This window comes from Paenibacillus sp. SEL3, assembly GCF_054602585.1.
The window spans coordinates 4,747,357-4,763,016 of record NZ_CM137725.1 but is presented as its reverse complement, the minus strand read 5'-3'; the positions used below and the strand labels follow the sequence as shown (position 1 = coordinate 4,763,016).

The following is a 15,660-nucleotide window of genomic DNA, read 5'->3' as shown; positions in this document are numbered from 1 at the left end:
CCTATAGAACCTCAATTTCAATTCAATTAGGCCGTTTTTTTCATGAGCAAGACTACAAAATAAGGGACCCCGATCACCGCAATAATCAGCCCAACGGGAATTTCCGCAGGCGCAACCACCGTTTTGGCAACAAAATCAGACAACAGTACCAGCACCATACCCACCATGCCGCATACGGGAATCACAAGACGATGATGAAGGCCAACCAATCTTCTGGCGATATGAGGGGACAATAATCCTACAAAGCCTATTCCTCCTGAAACAGACACACAGGCACTCACCAGTCCAATGCTGGACAGCAGAAGAATAGACTTTTCCTTTTCGGTCGCAACGCCGAGACTTTTAGCTGTATGTTCATGCAATTGAAATAGATCCAGAACATACGATTTCAACCAAATAACAGGGATCAAAATGACAAGCCACGGAATTACGGCGGCAACCAGCTTCCAATCCGCACTCCAAATACTGCCCGACATCCATACTGTCGCCATCTCGAAATCCGAGGCTTTCATTTTCAGCGATAGATATAAGCTTAAGGAACCGAAGCCAGAGCCAATCGCGATACCTACGAGGAGCAGCCGCTGTGGATCCAGGCGTCCTGCTTTCCATGCAAACAAATAGATCAGCAGTGCAGCCATCAATCCTCCAATCAAGCCAAAAAAGGGCATAGCCAACGCCGCAGTCCAGCCTGTCGTTTCCATCTGTCCTTGGTAAAAGAACATAAATATGACGATGGCTGCCCCCGCCCCTGCATTAATGCCCAAAATGCCGGGATCAGCCAAGCCATTCCGTGTAACTCCCTGTACCGCCGCCCCAGCAATCCCCAGCCCCAGACCGACCAAGGCTGCAATCACAATACGAGGTAGCCGAAAATCAAAAATTACCAAATCCAACTGCGGAGTAGGATGAATACGGAACAACGTCTGAACCACTTCCTGCAGAGTCATGTCAAACTCCCCATGGGTCAGACTAATATAGGAGGCTGCTAAAATGAGCGCAGCCACGCTTAAAAGTACGAGCCACAGGCGTTTTGCACTGATTTTACGCATGCTCTCCCCCTCCTTTTCTACGTATTAAGTACAGAAAGAAAGGGATGCCAATGACTGAGGTAACCACACCAATAGGCGTTTCAAACGGATAATTTAGAAAACGGCTCAACACATCAGACATACCCAAAAAAACGCCACCGATCAAACCAGAGCATGGAATGACCCAACGGTAATCTACTCCGATTAAATATCGGGTGATGTGCGGAATCAATAAGCCAACAAAAGCAATTTTTCCTGCCAGCGCAACAGAAACACCCGTCAGCAATGCTACACAGAGCATCGCCCCCAGCTTGACCGGTAATGACCGCTGTCCCAGGCCTGTGGCCACGTCGTCGCCTAGCGACAGTAGTGTTATTGGCTTGGCCAGCAGCATCGCCCCCACAACTGCCACAAGAGCAAAGGGAATTGCCAATTGGATCATCCCGGGATCCATCTGATGCAGTCGTGCGTTAAACCAGAAGCTTACATTTTGCGATACATTAAAATAAATGGAAAGAACGGCCGACAGGCTGCTTAAAAACGTGCCGATGATTGTTCCCAAAATGGCCATACGAACCGGAGCAAGACCCCCGGGAATCATCCAGGCTAAACCGAATACAATAGCTACCCCAAGAGCCGATCCTACAAAAGAACTGCCGATCAGCCCCATCGAAGTGGAGTTCGGCGCGAGGATCATCATTAAGGTGATCACAAATGCCGCTCCATCTGACACGCCCATAATGGAGGGTGAAGCCAAGAAATTCCGCGTCAGTCCCTGCATAATGGCTCCTGAAATCGCGAGAAAAGCACCAATCAATATAGAGCCGACCGCTCTAGGCAGACGAGAGTTTAATACGACCTGATGGTCTACATTGCCAGCATCAAAATGAAAAAAGGTAGCAATTACCGTCTCCCATTCTATCGTCTTGGCTCCGTACATCACAGACAGTAGTAACGTTAACACGATAAACAAGGGAGAGACGAAGATGATAAGGTAAGGAGAGATTAACTTTTTTCCCATGTTCCTACCTTTACTGCGAAAGTCGGTTCATAACCGCTTCCAAAAAGGCTAGTTTGCTCCATGAAGTACCGCCTTGAGCATTGGGATCTACGATGTTGACGAAGGTTTTCCCATTCTTTACGGCGCTGATACTGCTCCAAATCGGATTTTTCTCCAGATCCGCTAATGCCTGCGGCTGATCCTTGTTCTCTCCTTCCGAGAATTGCACGAACAGATAATCAGGGTTCATATCAGCCAACTTCTCCAAAGAAACTGCCTCTTGTGCCTTTACTGTATTTAACTCTTCCGGTACCTTAGCTCCCAGATCAACATATAGCGAAGGATTGAAATATACATCTGCAGGATATACATACAGATTACCTGTACGAATCCGTACCATAAGCACCTTTTTGTTTTCCCATAATGGCTTGAGCTTCTGTTGGGCCGCCTGAGCATCTCGCTTGTACTTGTTCAGTATCTCTTTCGCCTTCGCCTCTTTGCCCGTAAGTTGCCCCAACATGAGCAGGTTCGCTTCCCAGTTCGTTGAAATATGAGATACTGGAATCAACGTAGCGACCTTCCCCAGCTGTTCTGCCACCGCAGGCCGAAATTTGGAGCTCCCAAGAATCACATCTGCCTTCAGTTTCAGGATCGTTTCAGCACTAGGCTGCATTCGGTCACCAACATCTGCGGCTCCTTCCATCGCTTTTTCCATGTATTCGGGGAATTTTCCTCCCGAAGTAACCGCCCCAGTCGGCTTTACTCCCAGGACAGCCGCATCTTCCATCGCTTCCAGACTTGCTACAATAATATGATCCGTCTTGGTCAGCTTATAAGTCTTATCTAGATATGTAATCGTCTTGGCACTTTCTCCGTCGGAAACTGACGTCTGTGTCGATGCATTGGAATTCGTTTGAGCCGAGCTATCCACCTCCTGCACTTTTCCACCACACGCTGTCAACAACAAACTTGCCGATAATAAAGTACACACCCCTACTGCAAACTTCTTCATAACCTGAATGGCTCCCCTCTACTGCTTGATTACAGATAATAGTTATCATTATCAATGATAACTATTATCAATAGTAGGAGAGAAATCAGTGCTTTGCAATATTTTTTCTAATATTTTTTCTAATATTTATTAAAAAGGTGAGCTTTTTCCCTTGGAATCACTGCATCTAAGAAGCATCAGCCTTCCTCTCTCTGCTGAACATCATCCACATTCCATTCTCTATAGAACTGCTCCAGGTACATCTCCATCCATTGATGCCGAACCTCCGCCAGCTCTCGGGCATAAGTGGTATTCATTAAATCCTGGAGCTTGAGCAGCTTTTCGTAAAAATGGTATATGGCACTTTTACCTGCGGCACGATACTCATGCTGTGAAAAATCTTTATCCGGGTGATGCATCATACTGCCTTTTGAGCCTGCATACATAAAGGTTCTTGCAATCCCAATTGCTCCAAGAGCATCTAACCGATCCGCATCCTGCACAACTTGACCCTCCAGCGTCTCCATGGGCGGGTTTTGTCCACCATTGTAGGACATCGTAGCAATAATAGTCATCACGTGCGCGATTATATCCAGATCACTTACATGCAGAAGCAGCCACTGCTCTACTTTATCCAGCCCGGCTTGTTTGGAATCATTTAATTTTTCATCCGCTACATCATGCAGCAGTGCTGCTAGTTCACAAATAAACGAATCTGCGCCCTCTTTGGCAGCAATTTTAAGAGACAGCTTTCTCACCCGGTCTATATGCCACCAATCGTGACCACTATGATCATGCTCCAACTGTTGCTGTACAAAGGGCTCTGCCTTTTGAATAATATCTGCACAAATCGCTTCCTGTTGCTCCGTTCGTCTCTTCATATGTCACCTTTCAATCCAGTCCATACTTTCTATGGTAGGTTCGTTTGATTTTTTAATGCAAACCACATCAATCGTAGTCGCGGAAGTTCTTTTACATTTCCCCTACCCTATTTCTAATCCTATATAACTTATTCCGTATTCTTACTCCACGACACCAAGCTCGCGGTTTTTTTCCTTGAATCGGCTGTTATGAGAAGATACATATGCCGCTTTGTCAGCTGCTGGATCAATGTACAGCTTGGCGCTGTTCAGTGCAAGGGCGGCATCTGTGAACGTACCGGCAATTAGATACAGTTTGCTTCCGTATTCGACAAAATCGCCTGCCGCGAAAATACCTGGCAGATTCGTTTCCAGCTTTTCGCTCACTCGGGCATGCCACTCACCCATATCCAGCCCCCAATCCCGAAGCGGGCCGAAGTCGGATTTAAGTCCATGATTTACGATGACAGCATCGACATTCAACACCTGTATTTCGCCCGTATCTACATGACTGATCGTCACCTGTTCAATCGTCTCTCCATTGTTGCTATGTAGCTGACTCACCGCGTATGGTGTGAGGACACGGACCGAGGATGATTTCATACGAGCTACATTTTTCTCATGTCCGCCAAAGTGATCCCGACGATGTACGACGGTCACACTCGCCGCAATAGACTCTAGTTCATTTGCCCAATCCACCGCCGAGTCGCCTCCACCGGAAATCAGGACATGCTTGCCCCGGAATGGCTCCAGCTCTTGTACAGTATAATGCAGGTTCGTAACCTCATAGCGGTGCGCCCCCTCAATCTCCAGCTTAGCCATTTTGAGAATACCATAGCCTACTGCCAGAACGATCGTGCGTGTCCAATGCTGTTCCCCTGTGGCAGAAGTTAGCAGGAACGTGCCATCCTCTTGCCGATCCAAACCAGTGATCTGCTGTCCCAGCACAATGGTAGGCTCGAACGTCCGCGCCTGCTGCTCCAGCTGATCAATCAGCTTTTCACATAAAACCGGGGTAACCCCCCCGACATCCCAAATCATCTTCTCTGGGTATATGCGCATTCGTCCGCCCAGCTCATGCTTGGCTTCGATCAGCTTGGTTTTCATATCTCTCATTCCACTGTAAAATGCGGTATACATACCGGCAGGACCACCGCCGATGATCGTTACATCATATAATTCCAAGGACACTGTCACTCTGCAACTCTCCCTATCATAACGTAATATGTCTGCTCCTATTATAAGTGATAATAATTATCAATATCAATTAAGAAATAAAAACATGACCATTACAGAGGTTTTTGTGACCTTAGAACTACATTTTATAGGTTTATATAGCTACTGCTTCCATTATTCTCGTAGATTATGCAAGGATTGCTGCACTATCGCATGCAATGCTTTTTCATTAAGTCCTGTCTGTACAAATTGAAAACGGTGATCTGCCAATCTCTGAACTCGGTCTATGATCTGCCCCAGATGATAAGCCGTATGCTCCACCACATGGTATACGTCATACATATTTATCGTCCCCGTATGGTCCAATGCTGCACAGAAGGATGAAAAAGCTTCTTCTACCTCATCCATCAGTTGTTCCTTGTTTTGCATGGAAGGTATAAAGCTATCCTCCATTCCTTGCTTGTATGTAATCGTCGGATCTACGAGCTTGGCTGCGTTTCTGCACACATGCACCATGATATGGTTGATGATCCCACCAATGCTATTCGTTTCCGTCTCACCGACACGCCATAGCACCTGTTCATCCAAAAGCACAATGCATGCCCGCAACTTTACCAAATATTGATCGTACATTCTGTGCTTGGATATGATTTTAAACTCATGCATGGAAGAATCCATATATTTATTTCCTCCTTCGTCCTATCAAGTGAATTTCTCAAAAAAATTACTTCCCTCGATCATCCAATACTGTTCAGGTGAAGGTACCTCGTTCAAAAAGTTTTGATATTCCCCTTTCCACCCCGCTGGGACATAGTGTTCAAACGAGGCTGGCTCAGGAAATAGCGAATAGAGAACTTTTTCATTAAAGTTAACATACAGAGCAGGACAGAACTCCAACACTTCATCCTGATGCTGAATAGCATCATCCAGCAACTGGAGCATTGAAGTTAGCTCCCCTGTAGCCACCTTATATTCACAGATGTGATCTAAAAATGCTCCTGCTGTGGTTTCATCCAAAATAGGGATACCAAACCGTTCCTCCATCTCGGTATTCAAAAACCAATATTCTCTTTCCGTCACATACCAATTCCAGTTTCCTTCAAAAATAACACCAACAATGATGTTTTGCGCATATTCAGGCCATAATTTCATGAGCTTCTCGCGTTCCTCTCTTTCTCACTCACAATTCGATCCAAAACCGGTTTACACGGTTTCCGTCTTCCTCTATGTAATCCTTGTCCGGCATTCCGCCGTTTTGTATGATTGTTTTTTTGGAGGAAATATTATCGGAGTCGCATACGACCAGGACTCGGGAAATCCCCAGCTCTTTTGCTTTTTCCAGCGCCAAGGCCAGCATTGTAACAGCGTACCTGTTCTCTCGTGCAGAAGGACGGATACCGTAACCGATATGACCTCCGGCATTCATTAGGTGTTCGTTAAGGACATGCCTGATATTCACCGCTCCCACAACCTGTTCATTCGCATTCACAAGCCAGTATGTGGAGCTTTTGACCCAGCCTTCAGACAGGTTCATTCCATTTTCCTGATTACTTAAAAACGTCAGCATACCTTCAAAATCGTACGGCTCTACAGAGATCACCCAAGGTACCATATGCTCCTGACTCTGTTTCCATTCCTCATAAAATGAAAGATAAGCTTCCTTCCAGTCCTGATCCGGCTGTACCAATCTGACGGTCTGCATCCACTCACGGCCTCCTCTTTAAACGTTCAATTCATCTGCTATTGCTTATATTTCAATATCCATAAATTTTTGCGCCCAATCTGCAAAAGAGAGCTTATCATCCCAAGTGACTCGCTTCATCGCTTTGGCACATCCCCAGTTTAGAATCTGCTGATGCAGCATATGCACCCGGAAACGCTCAGTAAATCCTTCTTTGGCTTCCATCCCTTGTGCGTAAGCAGTAAGAAAACCCTTTGCCAACTCTTCTTCGCTGTTCTCCAGATACATGGTGGTTATTTTCGGAAGATCTGCAACCCCATCCCCCAAAATAGGCTGTCGTAAAATCAAAAAGACCACTGACTCCCCAGCCCTTATTCCCATTCTGCACAAGGAAATTTTGCGGTTTAAAATCCCCCATCACGAAAGTGGCAGCTTCCAGCTGATCGAATGCTTGACGGGAGCCTTCCAATATTTCCTCTACCCATTCCATATCCTGTACAGAAATGTTCGAGTATTTTTTGGCATCCTCTAGCCAATAGCGAATTCGTCCATACAACCATACTCGATAAGAGACTTCAAAAGGACGAATGCCTAGAGTTGTTGTATCCAGCTCTCCACTGTTCTTAACCTTCCATCTATGAAGCTCTAACAAAACAGTAGTAAGCATTTCAACCATTTGCTGTTTATCCAGCGAGGTCAGCTTTGCTTGCAACTCAGGTGTATGTATATGCTGACCGTATAGACGGGGCATAACTGCATAGTTCCAGCCAAAAATGTCCTCTGTATGATCCACAAGATACGGTGTTGGCACGGGAATTGGAGTCCGCGTCTGTATTTGCTCCACCATAAATTTTTCTTCTACCCATTGCCCTGGAAAAAGTGGGTTCCCCTTCAGCACAAACTGCCCAGCCGTTGAGGAAACATAAAGAGTTTGCCCTAGGACACCTTCTGCCGTTTTTTCGTAAGACAGCAAACGTCCCAAATCAAAACGATTCAGCATCCTTTGCACTTGATCAATTGTTACCTCGCCTAGCCGATTAGATGAGAAATATATGGTCGTCGTCATCTCTATACACCATAGCTCTTAATCGTTGCTTCCAGAGTTTCATCTGTATCCGCCAGCCACACGGAACTAACTTCAAACGTTCCTGGCTCAAAAAACAATGGAAATCTCCGCTTAAACCAATCCTGCATCGGCAGATTTAGCGCTTCTTTCATATCCACCCACAGCAGTTCTCCCTCGGGGGGATTTTTTAATAGTTCACCTTCAGTGGCTGTAGCCAAATAGTTAAAGACCATATATCTCAGCCCTTGGCTTGGGTCACAATATTCGTCGATTCCTTTAAATACGATTTTCGTAACGGTTAAGCCTGTTTCTTCCCTTACTTCACGAATGGCCCCATTCACAATGCTTTCTGGAAACTCTACTTTTCCTCCTGGAGCAATATAACCCGGAAACCCCTTTCGATTGGGTCTATTCATAAGCAATACCTTACTTCCGTCCTGAATCATACACATGGTATATATTTTGTGTGTCACTTCTGTTGTCAATCCGATCATACCTTTCTTTATTCACGATTCACTAAAATCTAGTTTTACTTTCACACCGACAAACTGTGGTTAAATATGGCATTTCCCATACTTTAACTCGTTATTTTGTAGAGCGCAATAACTCTAACCATAGATTAGACTTGAGAACTCATGCCTAAGTCGGTCAAAATTAGTAAAAAAAAGACCGCCTTTCTACAGAGCCGCTGGTACTACCAGCGGCTCCAGAAAGGAACGGTCTTATCCTAAACTTAATCATCATGCCAATACTCCGTTTTCTAGGCACGCTCCGGATAACGAGAACCTACTGCGAAACCTTTGGGCGAAATACGCTCGATCTCTTGAAGCTCTGCTTCCGACAAAGAGACCTGTAGGGCACCAAGATTTTCACGCACTCTTTCCAATCTCTTCGTTCCTGGAATCGGGACGATATGGTCGCCTTGCGCAAGCAGCCATGCCAGCCCCAACTGAGCAGAAGTACAACCTTTTTGGGCAGCCAGCTTTTCGATCAGGAGGACAACCTCTAGATTTTTGGTGAAATTCTCGCCTTGGAAGCGAGGGAAATGACGGCGGTAATCATCCACTGGCAGATCGTCAAATTTTTTGATCTGTCCCGTGAGGAAACCTCGACCCAGTGGACTGTAGGGGACGAAGCCGATTCCCAGTTCGTTTAGTAGCGGAAGGACATCGTCTTCCACTTCTCTGCTCCACAAGGAATATTCGGTTTCTACTGCGGTAATTGGATGCACCGCATGCGCGCGGCGGATCTGTTCAGCCGACGCTTCCGACAAGCCGATATAACGGATTTTCCCTTCCTTAACCAAATCGGCCATCGTTCCGACGGTCTCTTCAATCGGAGTATTGGGATCGACTCGATGCTGATAATACAGGTCGATATAATCAGTCCCCAGATGAAACAGACTGGCGTCTACGGATTTTTTAATATATGCCGGATCTCCCTTGGGTCCCTGAGTGTGTGTGATCCCGAATTTAGTGGCAATCACTACCTCCTCCCGACGACCCTTGAGCGCACGTCCAACTAGCTTCTCATTGCCGCCGAACTTCTGCTGTGCGTATTCCTCACCATAAAGATCTGCTGTATCAAACAGCGTTACACCAAGGTCCAGCGCTCCCTGAAGTGTGCGCACCGACTCCTCGTTGTTCGGCATCATCATCGTGCCAAGGCCCAGAGCTGATACCTCCAGCCCTTCACATCCCAATTTCCTTTTCAGCATATCATGGTTCCCTCTTTTCTTTGGGTAAATGGATGGAATGAACATGTACTCATTCTAATAGACCCTTATGGAGGCAACCACAGTACGTTTATACTAGTAACAAGATTACCAGGCAGAGGATTGGCTTACTGGCGTGTAGATACAAAAGTGCAGACCCGGTTGGTCCGTAATACTTGCTAAAGAATTAATATCATAGGAAACTGCTTCCACAGCGCCAGGGATTTGAAGGGAAACCCGATTCACCTTTTTGAGCTGGATATGATGCTGCTTCCACATGGTGTCAAACTCCATACTTTCCACACGCAGCCGTTCTACCGTCTCCTCAAACCAAGGATCTCCTAAATACTTGTCATAATAGGTTCTAAAAACAGCTACCGAATAGGACGCGAATTCTTCCCAGTTAACCATTCGACGACGTAATTCGGAATCCACGAACAACAAACGAATCATGACACGTTCAGAAACGGACAGGGAAGAAAAATCGGTAATCACCTCATTCGCCGCGCTATTCCAAGCAAGCACTTCCGCTTTTTCATTGCTGATAAAGGAAGGATAGGACAACTGATCGATAATACGTTGCCACTGTGGATTCAGCATTGTCTGGATGGGCGAAATCGCAACCGTCTCATTGGGATTCCACAATTGAATTAGATGCGCTCTCTCATCATGAGTTAATTGTAGAGCTTCTCCTATACTTTCGATAATCTCCTTAGATGCTGTTACTTCTCTACCTTGTTCCAGCCATGTGTAATACGTCGCACTGACACCTGCCAGCATCGCAACTTCTTCTCGGCGAAGCCCCGGTGTTCTTCTTCGCGGGCCCTGTGAAAGCCTAAGACCTGCCTGCTCTGGTTGAAGTCGATTTCTACGTGATTTCAGAAAAGCTCCCAACGTTTTCGATTTACTATTATCATTAGACATGTGTTACCTCTTTTCGAATCAATCGCTATAGAACGCTCACAGTCCCTCGTCAAACAACTGTAGGCCTATGATTTCAAAGGCGACACCGTCGCCCGCTTTAACGTTGACATCACCATTCATTTCTTCAGAATCCAAAATAAACGTAGTGTCTCCTACTACAATCTCCACACATTCTATCTCGTCTGCTTCGCCTTGCATCACTTGATGTATCGTTCCTTGAATCCAATAGTCGCCTAGCTTTGGTTGAGGTCGAAAAATCCCTGTCTCTTCAGTAGACTTCAGCCTTCTGAACCCCTCTATACTGGACTGAGAAGTCTCGACCGAAATTACACAACCGGGAATCATCTTATTCAAGCTTTGTTCATAGGGGACAACATACGCATATCCGGAGGTCAGTTCATGCCAAAAATATGTCCAGTAGCCGTATACTTTTTCCTTGCCAATATTACGAATGGTGATATGCTGATCTTTATTTATTTCCTTGATCTGTACGCGCATCTATAGAATCCTCAGTAGATATTTTTCTTATAATAATAGTGTTTAAAGCCTCTCGGAGCATCGTCAATGACACCAACGACTTCATACCCCTGCTTTTCATAGAATTCGGGCGCTTGGAAAGTAAAGGTATTAAGTTGTATAAAATCGCACCCTTTTTCTTTAGCAATTTGTTCAATTTCACCAAGTAGTTGTGAACCGTAGCCCTTTCCTCTGTAGCTCTGATCTACCCACAAAATATCAACCTCCACCCAGTTCCAACATAGTACACTTAGGAGACCGCCTATCACCTGACCGTCTTCATTTTTAAGCGTAAGATTAATCTCTTCGTATTGGGTTCGAATATCTGCTGGAACGTGTTTCGCATTAAACTCAATCAACTTGTTTCTGACTAAACGCGCTTCATCTCTACTACTTCGATTCATCTGAGGTTCCAGCGTCATGGCATAAATCCTCCAATTTGAAATGATTACTAGCACTTACTGATTTAAATATAGAAAATAATAGGGTTAAAATACTTTCATCTTCCTACTGTTATATATTGTATATACTTTTCTATGTTTAGTCACATGATTCAATTTAGATGGACAGAATTATTCTAATCTAAATATCGCTGATTAAAGTCGTTCCCTGGATTCATGCAAAATATTTAGTAACGAAAAAAGCAGGCCCCTCTGAAACGGAGAACCTGCTATCCTTTATATCCATCGTCTGCCATACAGGAGAAGAGAGGGGATGATTAAATTGAAATATCCAGTGATTTCCCAACTCCCGTAATATCGCTGCTGTTAGCGCTGTTGATACGAGTTGTTTCTGTGTTACTTGGAGCGGGCTTTTCCATTTTTGGAGTTGACGTACTGCTGGATTGCGAACTTTGCTGTGCAATTTGAGCTTCAATCTGTTTAATTTGTTGCTGAAGCTGCTTCATTTTTGTTTCTTTTGTATCTTTATTATCCTTACTTTGCTGTACCTTGTTGTACTCCGCTTCAAGTTGAGCTTTTTGCTTTTCCAGACTAGCTGTATCGTTGGTACTGGATGAAGATGAAGTGCTTGAAATAGATATAGAACTGCTGGATGTGGATGAAATGTTCATACGAGATTTCCCCTTTATAAAAGTATGAGTTTACACGTGTGGGCTAACCGGTTCTAAGCTATGGTGTTGCACTCTAATGACTATGACTACGATGATACAGATTGTTCAAAAGTCTTAGCGATTTTATCGAATAAAGCCGATATTTCTTCATCTGTGGCATTCGTAGGAAGCGGAGCCTGCATTCCTCCCGTGTATTCCATGAATTCCTTACTCAATTCGAGTGAATCGTTAGATTTCTTGTGTGTGGTATGACCCGCGGTATTTAGTCCATTCTCATGTGACTTCACCGTATTCGAATGATCATAGGAAGTCGTGATAAGATGTCTGTTAATGGATAGTGACAAAATAGATCCCCTCTCAGTGTACATAATGTTTTTGGCTGCCCACCTACCTTTCATCGGTAGCAAATCTGAATGCAACCTGAGGGTATGCTGAATGATAACTGAATCAATACAGACTCATTAATACCGTAACCCTTTTATTATTTCCTAGACCATAGTCAAGGAAAATCCCCTCCGCAAGACGGGGGGATCAACCCTACTTGAGACAGGAGTAAGTAAAGGGATAATTTGTTACTCTTAGCAAAGAATAAATGAACGTATTTTAAAAATTGAAAGTAGGGAAATGATGTATGATCCGTATTAGCCATTTGGTTCACGAGAGACTTATGTTCCTAGTCAAATTTTTGTACTCGCCTGCATACGTGGGTAGTGTAACACCAAGTTCCAGATTTTTAGCTAAAAATATGATAGAATCCATTCCATGGAGTGAAGTTCATGCTGTTGCCGAGCTTGGTGCTGGAACAGGGGCAATTACCCAATACATCCCGTCTGCTGCTGAATTTCAACCTAAGGTTTTACTCTTTGAGAAAGACCAAACCATGCAGCAGAGTTTAAAAAGAAGATTCCCGAATTATCTATGCTATTCCGACTCGCGTGAGCTTCAGCTTGCTATGAAAAATGCTCAAATAGAACAGCTTGACTGCATAATCAGCGGGCTGCCTTTTTTCAATTTTCCACAAGCGATGCGGAATCAAATTGTAGAACAAATTCATCTATCGCTCAGGGATGGAGGAATGTTTGTGGCCTTTCAATACTCTAAACAGATGAAGCAGCAGTTAGGTGAATGGTTTGATATTGAAGAAATCAAGTTTGTGCCCATGAATGTTCCACCCGCATTCGTGTATGTATGCCGAAAGAAAGCTTAAGAAAGGAGTACGGGTATGGACGTGGAATATTTAATTTCCATCATCGAACAATACGGCTATGCAGCATTATTCTTTTCTCTATGGCTTGGGATTGTGGGTCTACCCATCCCGGATGAAGTCATTGTGATGACTGGCGGGGCTGTAACAGGCATGGGCATACTTCATCCGTTACCCGCTTTTTTAATTGTATATCTTGGGGTTATATCAGGCTTGTCCTTAGGTTATGTATTGGGGAGAACCGTGGGCACACCGATTCTAGAACGTTTACGCCGGAAGAAAAAAATGGACAAGTACATTACGTTTTCGGAAAAATTGATACATAAGTATGGGAACTTCACTATTTGCATCAGTTATTTGCTGCCGATCGTCCGTCACATTATTCCTTATATTGTCGGAATCAATAAAATGAGCTTCAAGCGCTATGTCCTCTTCTCTTATTCAACGGGTTTGATCTGGACGCTGATCTTCTTTCTACTCGGGCGTATCTTTGGCGATCATGTACAGGCAGTAGGAGAACTGATTCATCGTTATGGCTTGCAGATGGCATTGCTTGTCATCATGCTGACCATTATATTTTTTATAATGAAATTAGTATGGGGAAAGAAAACAACGGAGGAGTAAAGGTAGAACACGGTCGGCTAGTCTCCTGCAAAGGAGGCGATGCCTGTGGAGGTTAAAGATACATTGATGTTGATGATTCAATTTGCGACATTGGTGATCTTGATTCTTTCCTTCAACAAAAAGAAATAGACCGCCCTCTGGAAAAGGAATGCGGTCTATTTTACTAATTCAACCCTACAACTACCGCCCTTATAAGCGGCTGTTGTAAAAGAGTGAGGATGTTGGCTGCATCTTTGCTATTTTTCAGTATATACTTATTAGCTTTAGTTTATCACAGGAAAAACCATATTGCCAATATGGAAAGCCTTTAAAGTGGCGGCTTACACCCGAGCTATTTCTTTAATTGAAGCAACTTAACCAGCTTATCATGAATGGCAGTATTCGGGTAATTCCCGCTAAACTGAGAAGAGCCTGGGCCCATCGCGGTTAACGCCACATCAACAGATGTATGTCCTCCCGTGGTCCAGTCAATATAAAACTTTTCATTAGAGCCTTTTACAGTAAAAGGGCCGTCCTCTTTGGAAACACCTTCACCGGATTCATCCTCCGCATCTTCGCCTTCAATCGCCAAACCGCCCGTTTCATGATCTGCCGTCACCAACACTAATGTATCTGGATGTGCTTTGGCATAATCTTTAGCTACTTTAACGGCCTTATCGAGCTGTTGCCCAGCCTTAATCGTTAGCTCACCTTCATTGTCATGCGCCATCTCATCCGTTCCTTCTTCTTCTACCATCAGGAAAAAACCTTTTTGGTTTTTGGAAAGAACATCAATCGCTTTGGTCGTCATATCCGGTAAAGAAACCGTTGGATTGTAAGAGTTACCCTGCTTGTTGTGAGCTTGGAACATCTCTTCATTGGCGAACAGCCCCAGCAACTTAGAACCTTTGGCTGCTTTCATTCCTGCCTGATCCGTCACATAGCTATAACCCAGCTTCTTCGCTTGTTCTACCAAATTCCCTTGAGTTCCCTTACTCGCTTCCTCAGGATCTTCTGCCGGAGCATCTGGATGTTTGCCTACTGTTCCGGCAGGGTACCAGAAATCCTCACCACCGCCCAGAATAACATCCAGCTTGCTTTTCTCCAAATACTGTTTGGCAATCTCGCTTTGAGCGGAGCGTTTTTCGACATGCGCACCAAAGGCAGCCCCCGTTGCGTCTGTCACTTGGCTTGTCGTCACGACACCTGTAGACATGCCTGCTTTTTTAGCCAGCTCCATAATCGTTGTCACTGGTTTTTTATTCAAATCCATTCCAATCGCGCCGTTATACGTTTTCACACCTGTTGCAATGGCAGTCGCAGCGGCGGCAGAATCCGTAACCAGGTTATCCCCTGAACTTGTGCTAACCAGGCCGGTTACAGGCATGTTGTCCATTTCAAGTAATCCCGATTTCCCTACCGTCGCCAAGCGAATCGCGTTGCGACTTGCTTCTCCCATACCATCGCCGATAAAGAGAATGACATTCTTAGGGGCATCGACTTTCGCTGACGAGGTTTTCTGTCCTTTGGATACCTGTGTCGTAGTAGACTTGGTATTAGATGAGGCTGCAAAAGCGTTAGGGATATTAGCAGATAACAATGGCGCACTCAAAACGGTAATAGCACCTAAAGCAAGGATACTCTTTTTCATCGAACGCTTTTTCACAAGGTCACACTCCAATAAATTTAATATTCATATATGATAAAGTAATCATATATCTGCTTTGTAAAGTATCGTAAAGCAATAGATTACACGAATGTAAAATTTGGAGTGCTCACCTGTTTTTTATAAGACAAAAGAAGGCACCGACTTTTGGTATATCAA

General features: G+C 44.6%; 21 protein-coding genes. 3 read left to right on the top strand and 18 right to left on the bottom strand.

Going from position 1 to position 15,660, the window contains the following annotated elements; translation table 11 throughout:
* Positions 1-26: 26 nt before the first annotated feature.
* The 17 genes from ACYCS5_RS21960 to ACYCS5_RS21880 form a co-directional block, all read right to left on the bottom strand.
* Positions 27-1,049 carry a FecCD family ABC transporter permease gene (locus ACYCS5_RS21960; protein WP_029516431.1) on the bottom strand — a complete coding sequence of 341 codons (1,023 nt, stop codon included), beginning with the start codon at positions 1,047-1,049 and terminating at the stop codon, positions 27-29.
* The gene (locus tag ACYCS5_RS21955) at positions 1,042-2,049 is read right to left on the bottom strand and encodes a FecCD family ABC transporter permease (RefSeq protein ID WP_459760122.1); all 1,008 of its coding nucleotides are present in this window, start codon (positions 2,047-2,049) and stop codon (positions 1,042-1,044) included. Before ACYCS5_RS21955 ends, ACYCS5_RS21960 begins: the two co-directional genes overlap by 8 nt.
* Positions 2,050-2,059: 10 nt before the next feature.
* The gene (locus tag ACYCS5_RS21950) at positions 2,060-3,040 is read right to left on the bottom strand and encodes an ABC transporter substrate-binding protein (RefSeq protein WP_029516428.1); all 981 of its coding nucleotides are present in this window, start codon (positions 3,038-3,040) and stop codon (positions 2,060-2,062) included.
* Positions 3,041-3,216: 176 nt separating this feature from the next.
* Positions 3,217-3,900 (bottom strand): HD domain-containing protein, encoded by a 684-nt coding sequence (locus ACYCS5_RS21945; protein ID WP_459760121.1) that lies wholly within the window; start codon positions 3,898-3,900, stop codon positions 3,217-3,219.
* Positions 3,901-4,041: 141 nt separating this feature from the next.
* The gene (locus ACYCS5_RS21940) at positions 4,042-5,076 is read right to left on the bottom strand and encodes an NAD(P)/FAD-dependent oxidoreductase (protein ID WP_459760120.1); all 1,035 of its coding nucleotides are present in this window, start codon (positions 5,074-5,076) and stop codon (positions 4,042-4,044) included.
* A gap of 153 nt (positions 5,077-5,229) precedes the next feature.
* Positions 5,230-5,733, bottom strand: coding sequence for a DinB family protein (locus tag ACYCS5_RS21935; protein ID WP_459760119.1), 504 nt, complete (start codon positions 5,731-5,733; stop codon positions 5,230-5,232).
* A 24-nt stretch (positions 5,734-5,757) separates the two neighbouring features.
* Positions 5,758-6,207 (bottom strand): hypothetical protein, encoded by a 450-nt coding sequence (locus tag ACYCS5_RS21930; RefSeq protein WP_459760118.1) that lies wholly within the window; start codon positions 6,205-6,207, stop codon positions 5,758-5,760.
* A gap of 28 nt (positions 6,208-6,235) precedes the next feature.
* Positions 6,236-6,757 (bottom strand): GNAT family N-acetyltransferase, encoded by a 522-nt coding sequence (locus tag ACYCS5_RS21925; RefSeq protein ID WP_459760117.1) that lies wholly within the window; start codon positions 6,755-6,757, stop codon positions 6,236-6,238.
* A 45-nt stretch (positions 6,758-6,802) separates the two neighbouring features.
* A complete protein-coding gene (locus ACYCS5_RS21920; RefSeq protein WP_459760116.1) occupies positions 6,803-6,961 on the bottom strand; it encodes a hypothetical protein in 159 nt (52 codons plus the stop codon).
* Entirely contained in the window at positions 6,936-7,802 is an 867-nt protein-coding gene (locus ACYCS5_RS21915) for a phosphotransferase family protein (RefSeq protein WP_459760115.1), read from the bottom strand. Before ACYCS5_RS21915 ends, ACYCS5_RS21920 begins: the two co-directional genes overlap by 26 nt.
* 2 nt (positions 7,803-7,804) lie before the next feature.
* Positions 7,805-8,296, bottom strand: a complete 492-nt coding sequence (locus ACYCS5_RS21910; RefSeq protein ID WP_069012034.1) for an 8-oxo-dGTP diphosphatase — start codon at positions 8,294-8,296, stop codon at positions 7,805-7,807.
* Positions 8,297-8,562: 266 nt separating this feature from the next.
* Positions 8,563-9,519, bottom strand: a complete 957-nt coding sequence (locus tag ACYCS5_RS21905; protein ID WP_341039102.1) for an aldo/keto reductase — start codon at positions 9,517-9,519, stop codon at positions 8,563-8,565.
* Positions 9,520-9,624: 105 nt separating this feature from the next.
* Positions 9,625-10,440, bottom strand: coding sequence for a helix-turn-helix transcriptional regulator (locus ACYCS5_RS21900; RefSeq protein WP_341039101.1), 816 nt, complete (start codon positions 10,438-10,440; stop codon positions 9,625-9,627).
* A gap of 36 nt (positions 10,441-10,476) precedes the next feature.
* Positions 10,477-10,938, bottom strand: a complete 462-nt coding sequence (locus tag ACYCS5_RS21895; protein WP_318626848.1) for a hypothetical protein — start codon at positions 10,936-10,938, stop codon at positions 10,477-10,479.
* Between the two features lie 11 nt (positions 10,939-10,949).
* Positions 10,950-11,378 (bottom strand): GNAT family N-acetyltransferase, encoded by a 429-nt coding sequence (locus ACYCS5_RS21890; protein WP_165144965.1) that lies wholly within the window; start codon positions 11,376-11,378, stop codon positions 10,950-10,952.
* A 296-nt stretch (positions 11,379-11,674) separates the two neighbouring features.
* Positions 11,675-12,028: a FlxA-like family protein gene (locus tag ACYCS5_RS21885; protein ID WP_165144962.1), complete on the bottom strand. Its 354-nt coding sequence runs from the start codon at positions 12,026-12,028 to the stop codon at positions 11,675-11,677.
* Between the two features lie 86 nt (positions 12,029-12,114).
* Entirely contained in the window at positions 12,115-12,372 is a 258-nt protein-coding gene (locus ACYCS5_RS21880) for a hypothetical protein (protein WP_029516417.1), read from the bottom strand.
* Between the two features lie 287 nt (positions 12,373-12,659).
* Here ACYCS5_RS21880 and ACYCS5_RS21875 point away from each other — a divergent pair, with 287 nt between their 5' ends.
* The 3 genes from ACYCS5_RS21875 to ACYCS5_RS21865 are packed head-to-tail and all read left to right on the top strand — an operon-like array spanning position 12,660 to position 13,985.
* A complete protein-coding gene (locus ACYCS5_RS21875) occupies positions 12,660-13,235 on the top strand; it encodes a class I SAM-dependent methyltransferase (RefSeq protein WP_029516416.1) in 576 nt (191 codons plus the stop codon).
* 15 nt (positions 13,236-13,250) lie between these two features.
* The gene (locus tag ACYCS5_RS21870; protein ID WP_459760114.1) at positions 13,251-13,856 is read left to right on the top strand and encodes a DedA family protein; all 606 of its coding nucleotides are present in this window, start codon (positions 13,251-13,253) and stop codon (positions 13,854-13,856) included.
* A 39-nt stretch (positions 13,857-13,895) separates the two neighbouring features.
* Positions 13,896-13,985: a putative holin-like toxin gene (locus ACYCS5_RS21865; RefSeq protein WP_367988533.1), complete on the top strand. Its 90-nt coding sequence runs from the start codon at positions 13,896-13,898 to the stop codon at positions 13,983-13,985.
* Positions 13,986-14,187: 202 nt separating this feature from the next.
* Here the strand turns inward: ACYCS5_RS21865 and ACYCS5_RS21860 are convergent, their stop codons facing one another.
* The gene (locus ACYCS5_RS21860; protein WP_459760113.1) at positions 14,188-15,501 is read right to left on the bottom strand and encodes an alkaline phosphatase; all 1,314 of its coding nucleotides are present in this window, start codon (positions 15,499-15,501) and stop codon (positions 14,188-14,190) included.
* Between the last annotated feature and the right edge of the window lie 159 nt (positions 15,502-15,660).

What these genes read in the sequence shown, in the direction of transcription:
- ACYCS5_RS21920 (WP_459760116.1), bottom strand. Translation starts at nt 6,961, where the DNA reads ATGGAAGCCAAAGAAGGATTTACTGAGCGTTTCCGGGTGCATATGCTG.
- ACYCS5_RS21875 (WP_029516416.1), top strand. Translation starts at nt 12,660, where the DNA reads ATGATCCGTATTAGCCATTTGGTTCACGAGAGACTTATGTTCCTAGTC.
- ACYCS5_RS21930 (WP_459760118.1), bottom strand. Translation starts at nt 6,207, where the DNA reads ATGAAATTATGGCCTGAATATGCGCAAAACATCATTGTTGGTGTTATT.
- ACYCS5_RS21910 (WP_069012034.1), bottom strand. Translation starts at nt 8,296, where the DNA reads ATGATCGGATTGACAACAGAAGTGACACACAAAATATATACCATGTGT.
- ACYCS5_RS21865 (WP_367988533.1), top strand. Translation starts at nt 13,896, where the DNA reads ATGCCTGTGGAGGTTAAAGATACATTGATGTTGATGATTCAATTTGCG.
- ACYCS5_RS21950 (WP_029516428.1), bottom strand. Translation starts at nt 3,040, where the DNA reads ATGAAGAAGTTTGCAGTAGGGGTGTGTACTTTATTATCGGCAAGTTTG.
- ACYCS5_RS21925 (WP_459760117.1), bottom strand. Translation starts at nt 6,757, where the DNA reads ATGCAGACCGTCAGATTGGTACAGCCGGATCAGGACTGGAAGGAAGCT.
- ACYCS5_RS21935 (WP_459760119.1), bottom strand. Translation starts at nt 5,733, where the DNA reads ATGGATTCTTCCATGCATGAGTTTAAAATCATATCCAAGCACAGAATG.
- ACYCS5_RS21885 (WP_165144962.1), bottom strand. Translation starts at nt 12,028, where the DNA reads ATGAACATTTCATCCACATCCAGCAGTTCTATATCTATTTCAAGCACT.
- ACYCS5_RS21915 (WP_459760115.1), bottom strand. Translation starts at nt 7,802, where the DNA reads ATGACGACGACCATATATTTCTCATCTAATCGGCTAGGCGAGGTAACA.
- ACYCS5_RS21960 (WP_029516431.1), bottom strand. Translation starts at nt 1,049, where the DNA reads ATGCGTAAAATCAGTGCAAAACGCCTGTGGCTCGTACTTTTAAGCGTG.
- ACYCS5_RS21890 (WP_165144965.1), bottom strand. Translation starts at nt 11,378, where the DNA reads ATGACGCTGGAACCTCAGATGAATCGAAGTAGTAGAGATGAAGCGCGT.
- ACYCS5_RS21905 (WP_341039102.1), bottom strand. Translation starts at nt 9,519, where the DNA reads ATGCTGAAAAGGAAATTGGGATGTGAAGGGCTGGAGGTATCAGCTCTG.
- ACYCS5_RS21900 (WP_341039101.1), bottom strand. Translation starts at nt 10,440, where the DNA reads ATGTCTAATGATAATAGTAAATCGAAAACGTTGGGAGCTTTTCTGAAA.
- ACYCS5_RS21955 (WP_459760122.1), bottom strand. Translation starts at nt 2,049, where the DNA reads ATGGGAAAAAAGTTAATCTCTCCTTACCTTATCATCTTCGTCTCTCCC.
- ACYCS5_RS21870 (WP_459760114.1), top strand. Translation starts at nt 13,251, where the DNA reads ATGGACGTGGAATATTTAATTTCCATCATCGAACAATACGGCTATGCA.
- ACYCS5_RS21895 (WP_318626848.1), bottom strand. Translation starts at nt 10,938, where the DNA reads ATGCGCGTACAGATCAAGGAAATAAATAAAGATCAGCATATCACCATT.
- ACYCS5_RS21945 (WP_459760121.1), bottom strand. Translation starts at nt 3,900, where the DNA reads ATGAAGAGACGAACGGAGCAACAGGAAGCGATTTGTGCAGATATTATT.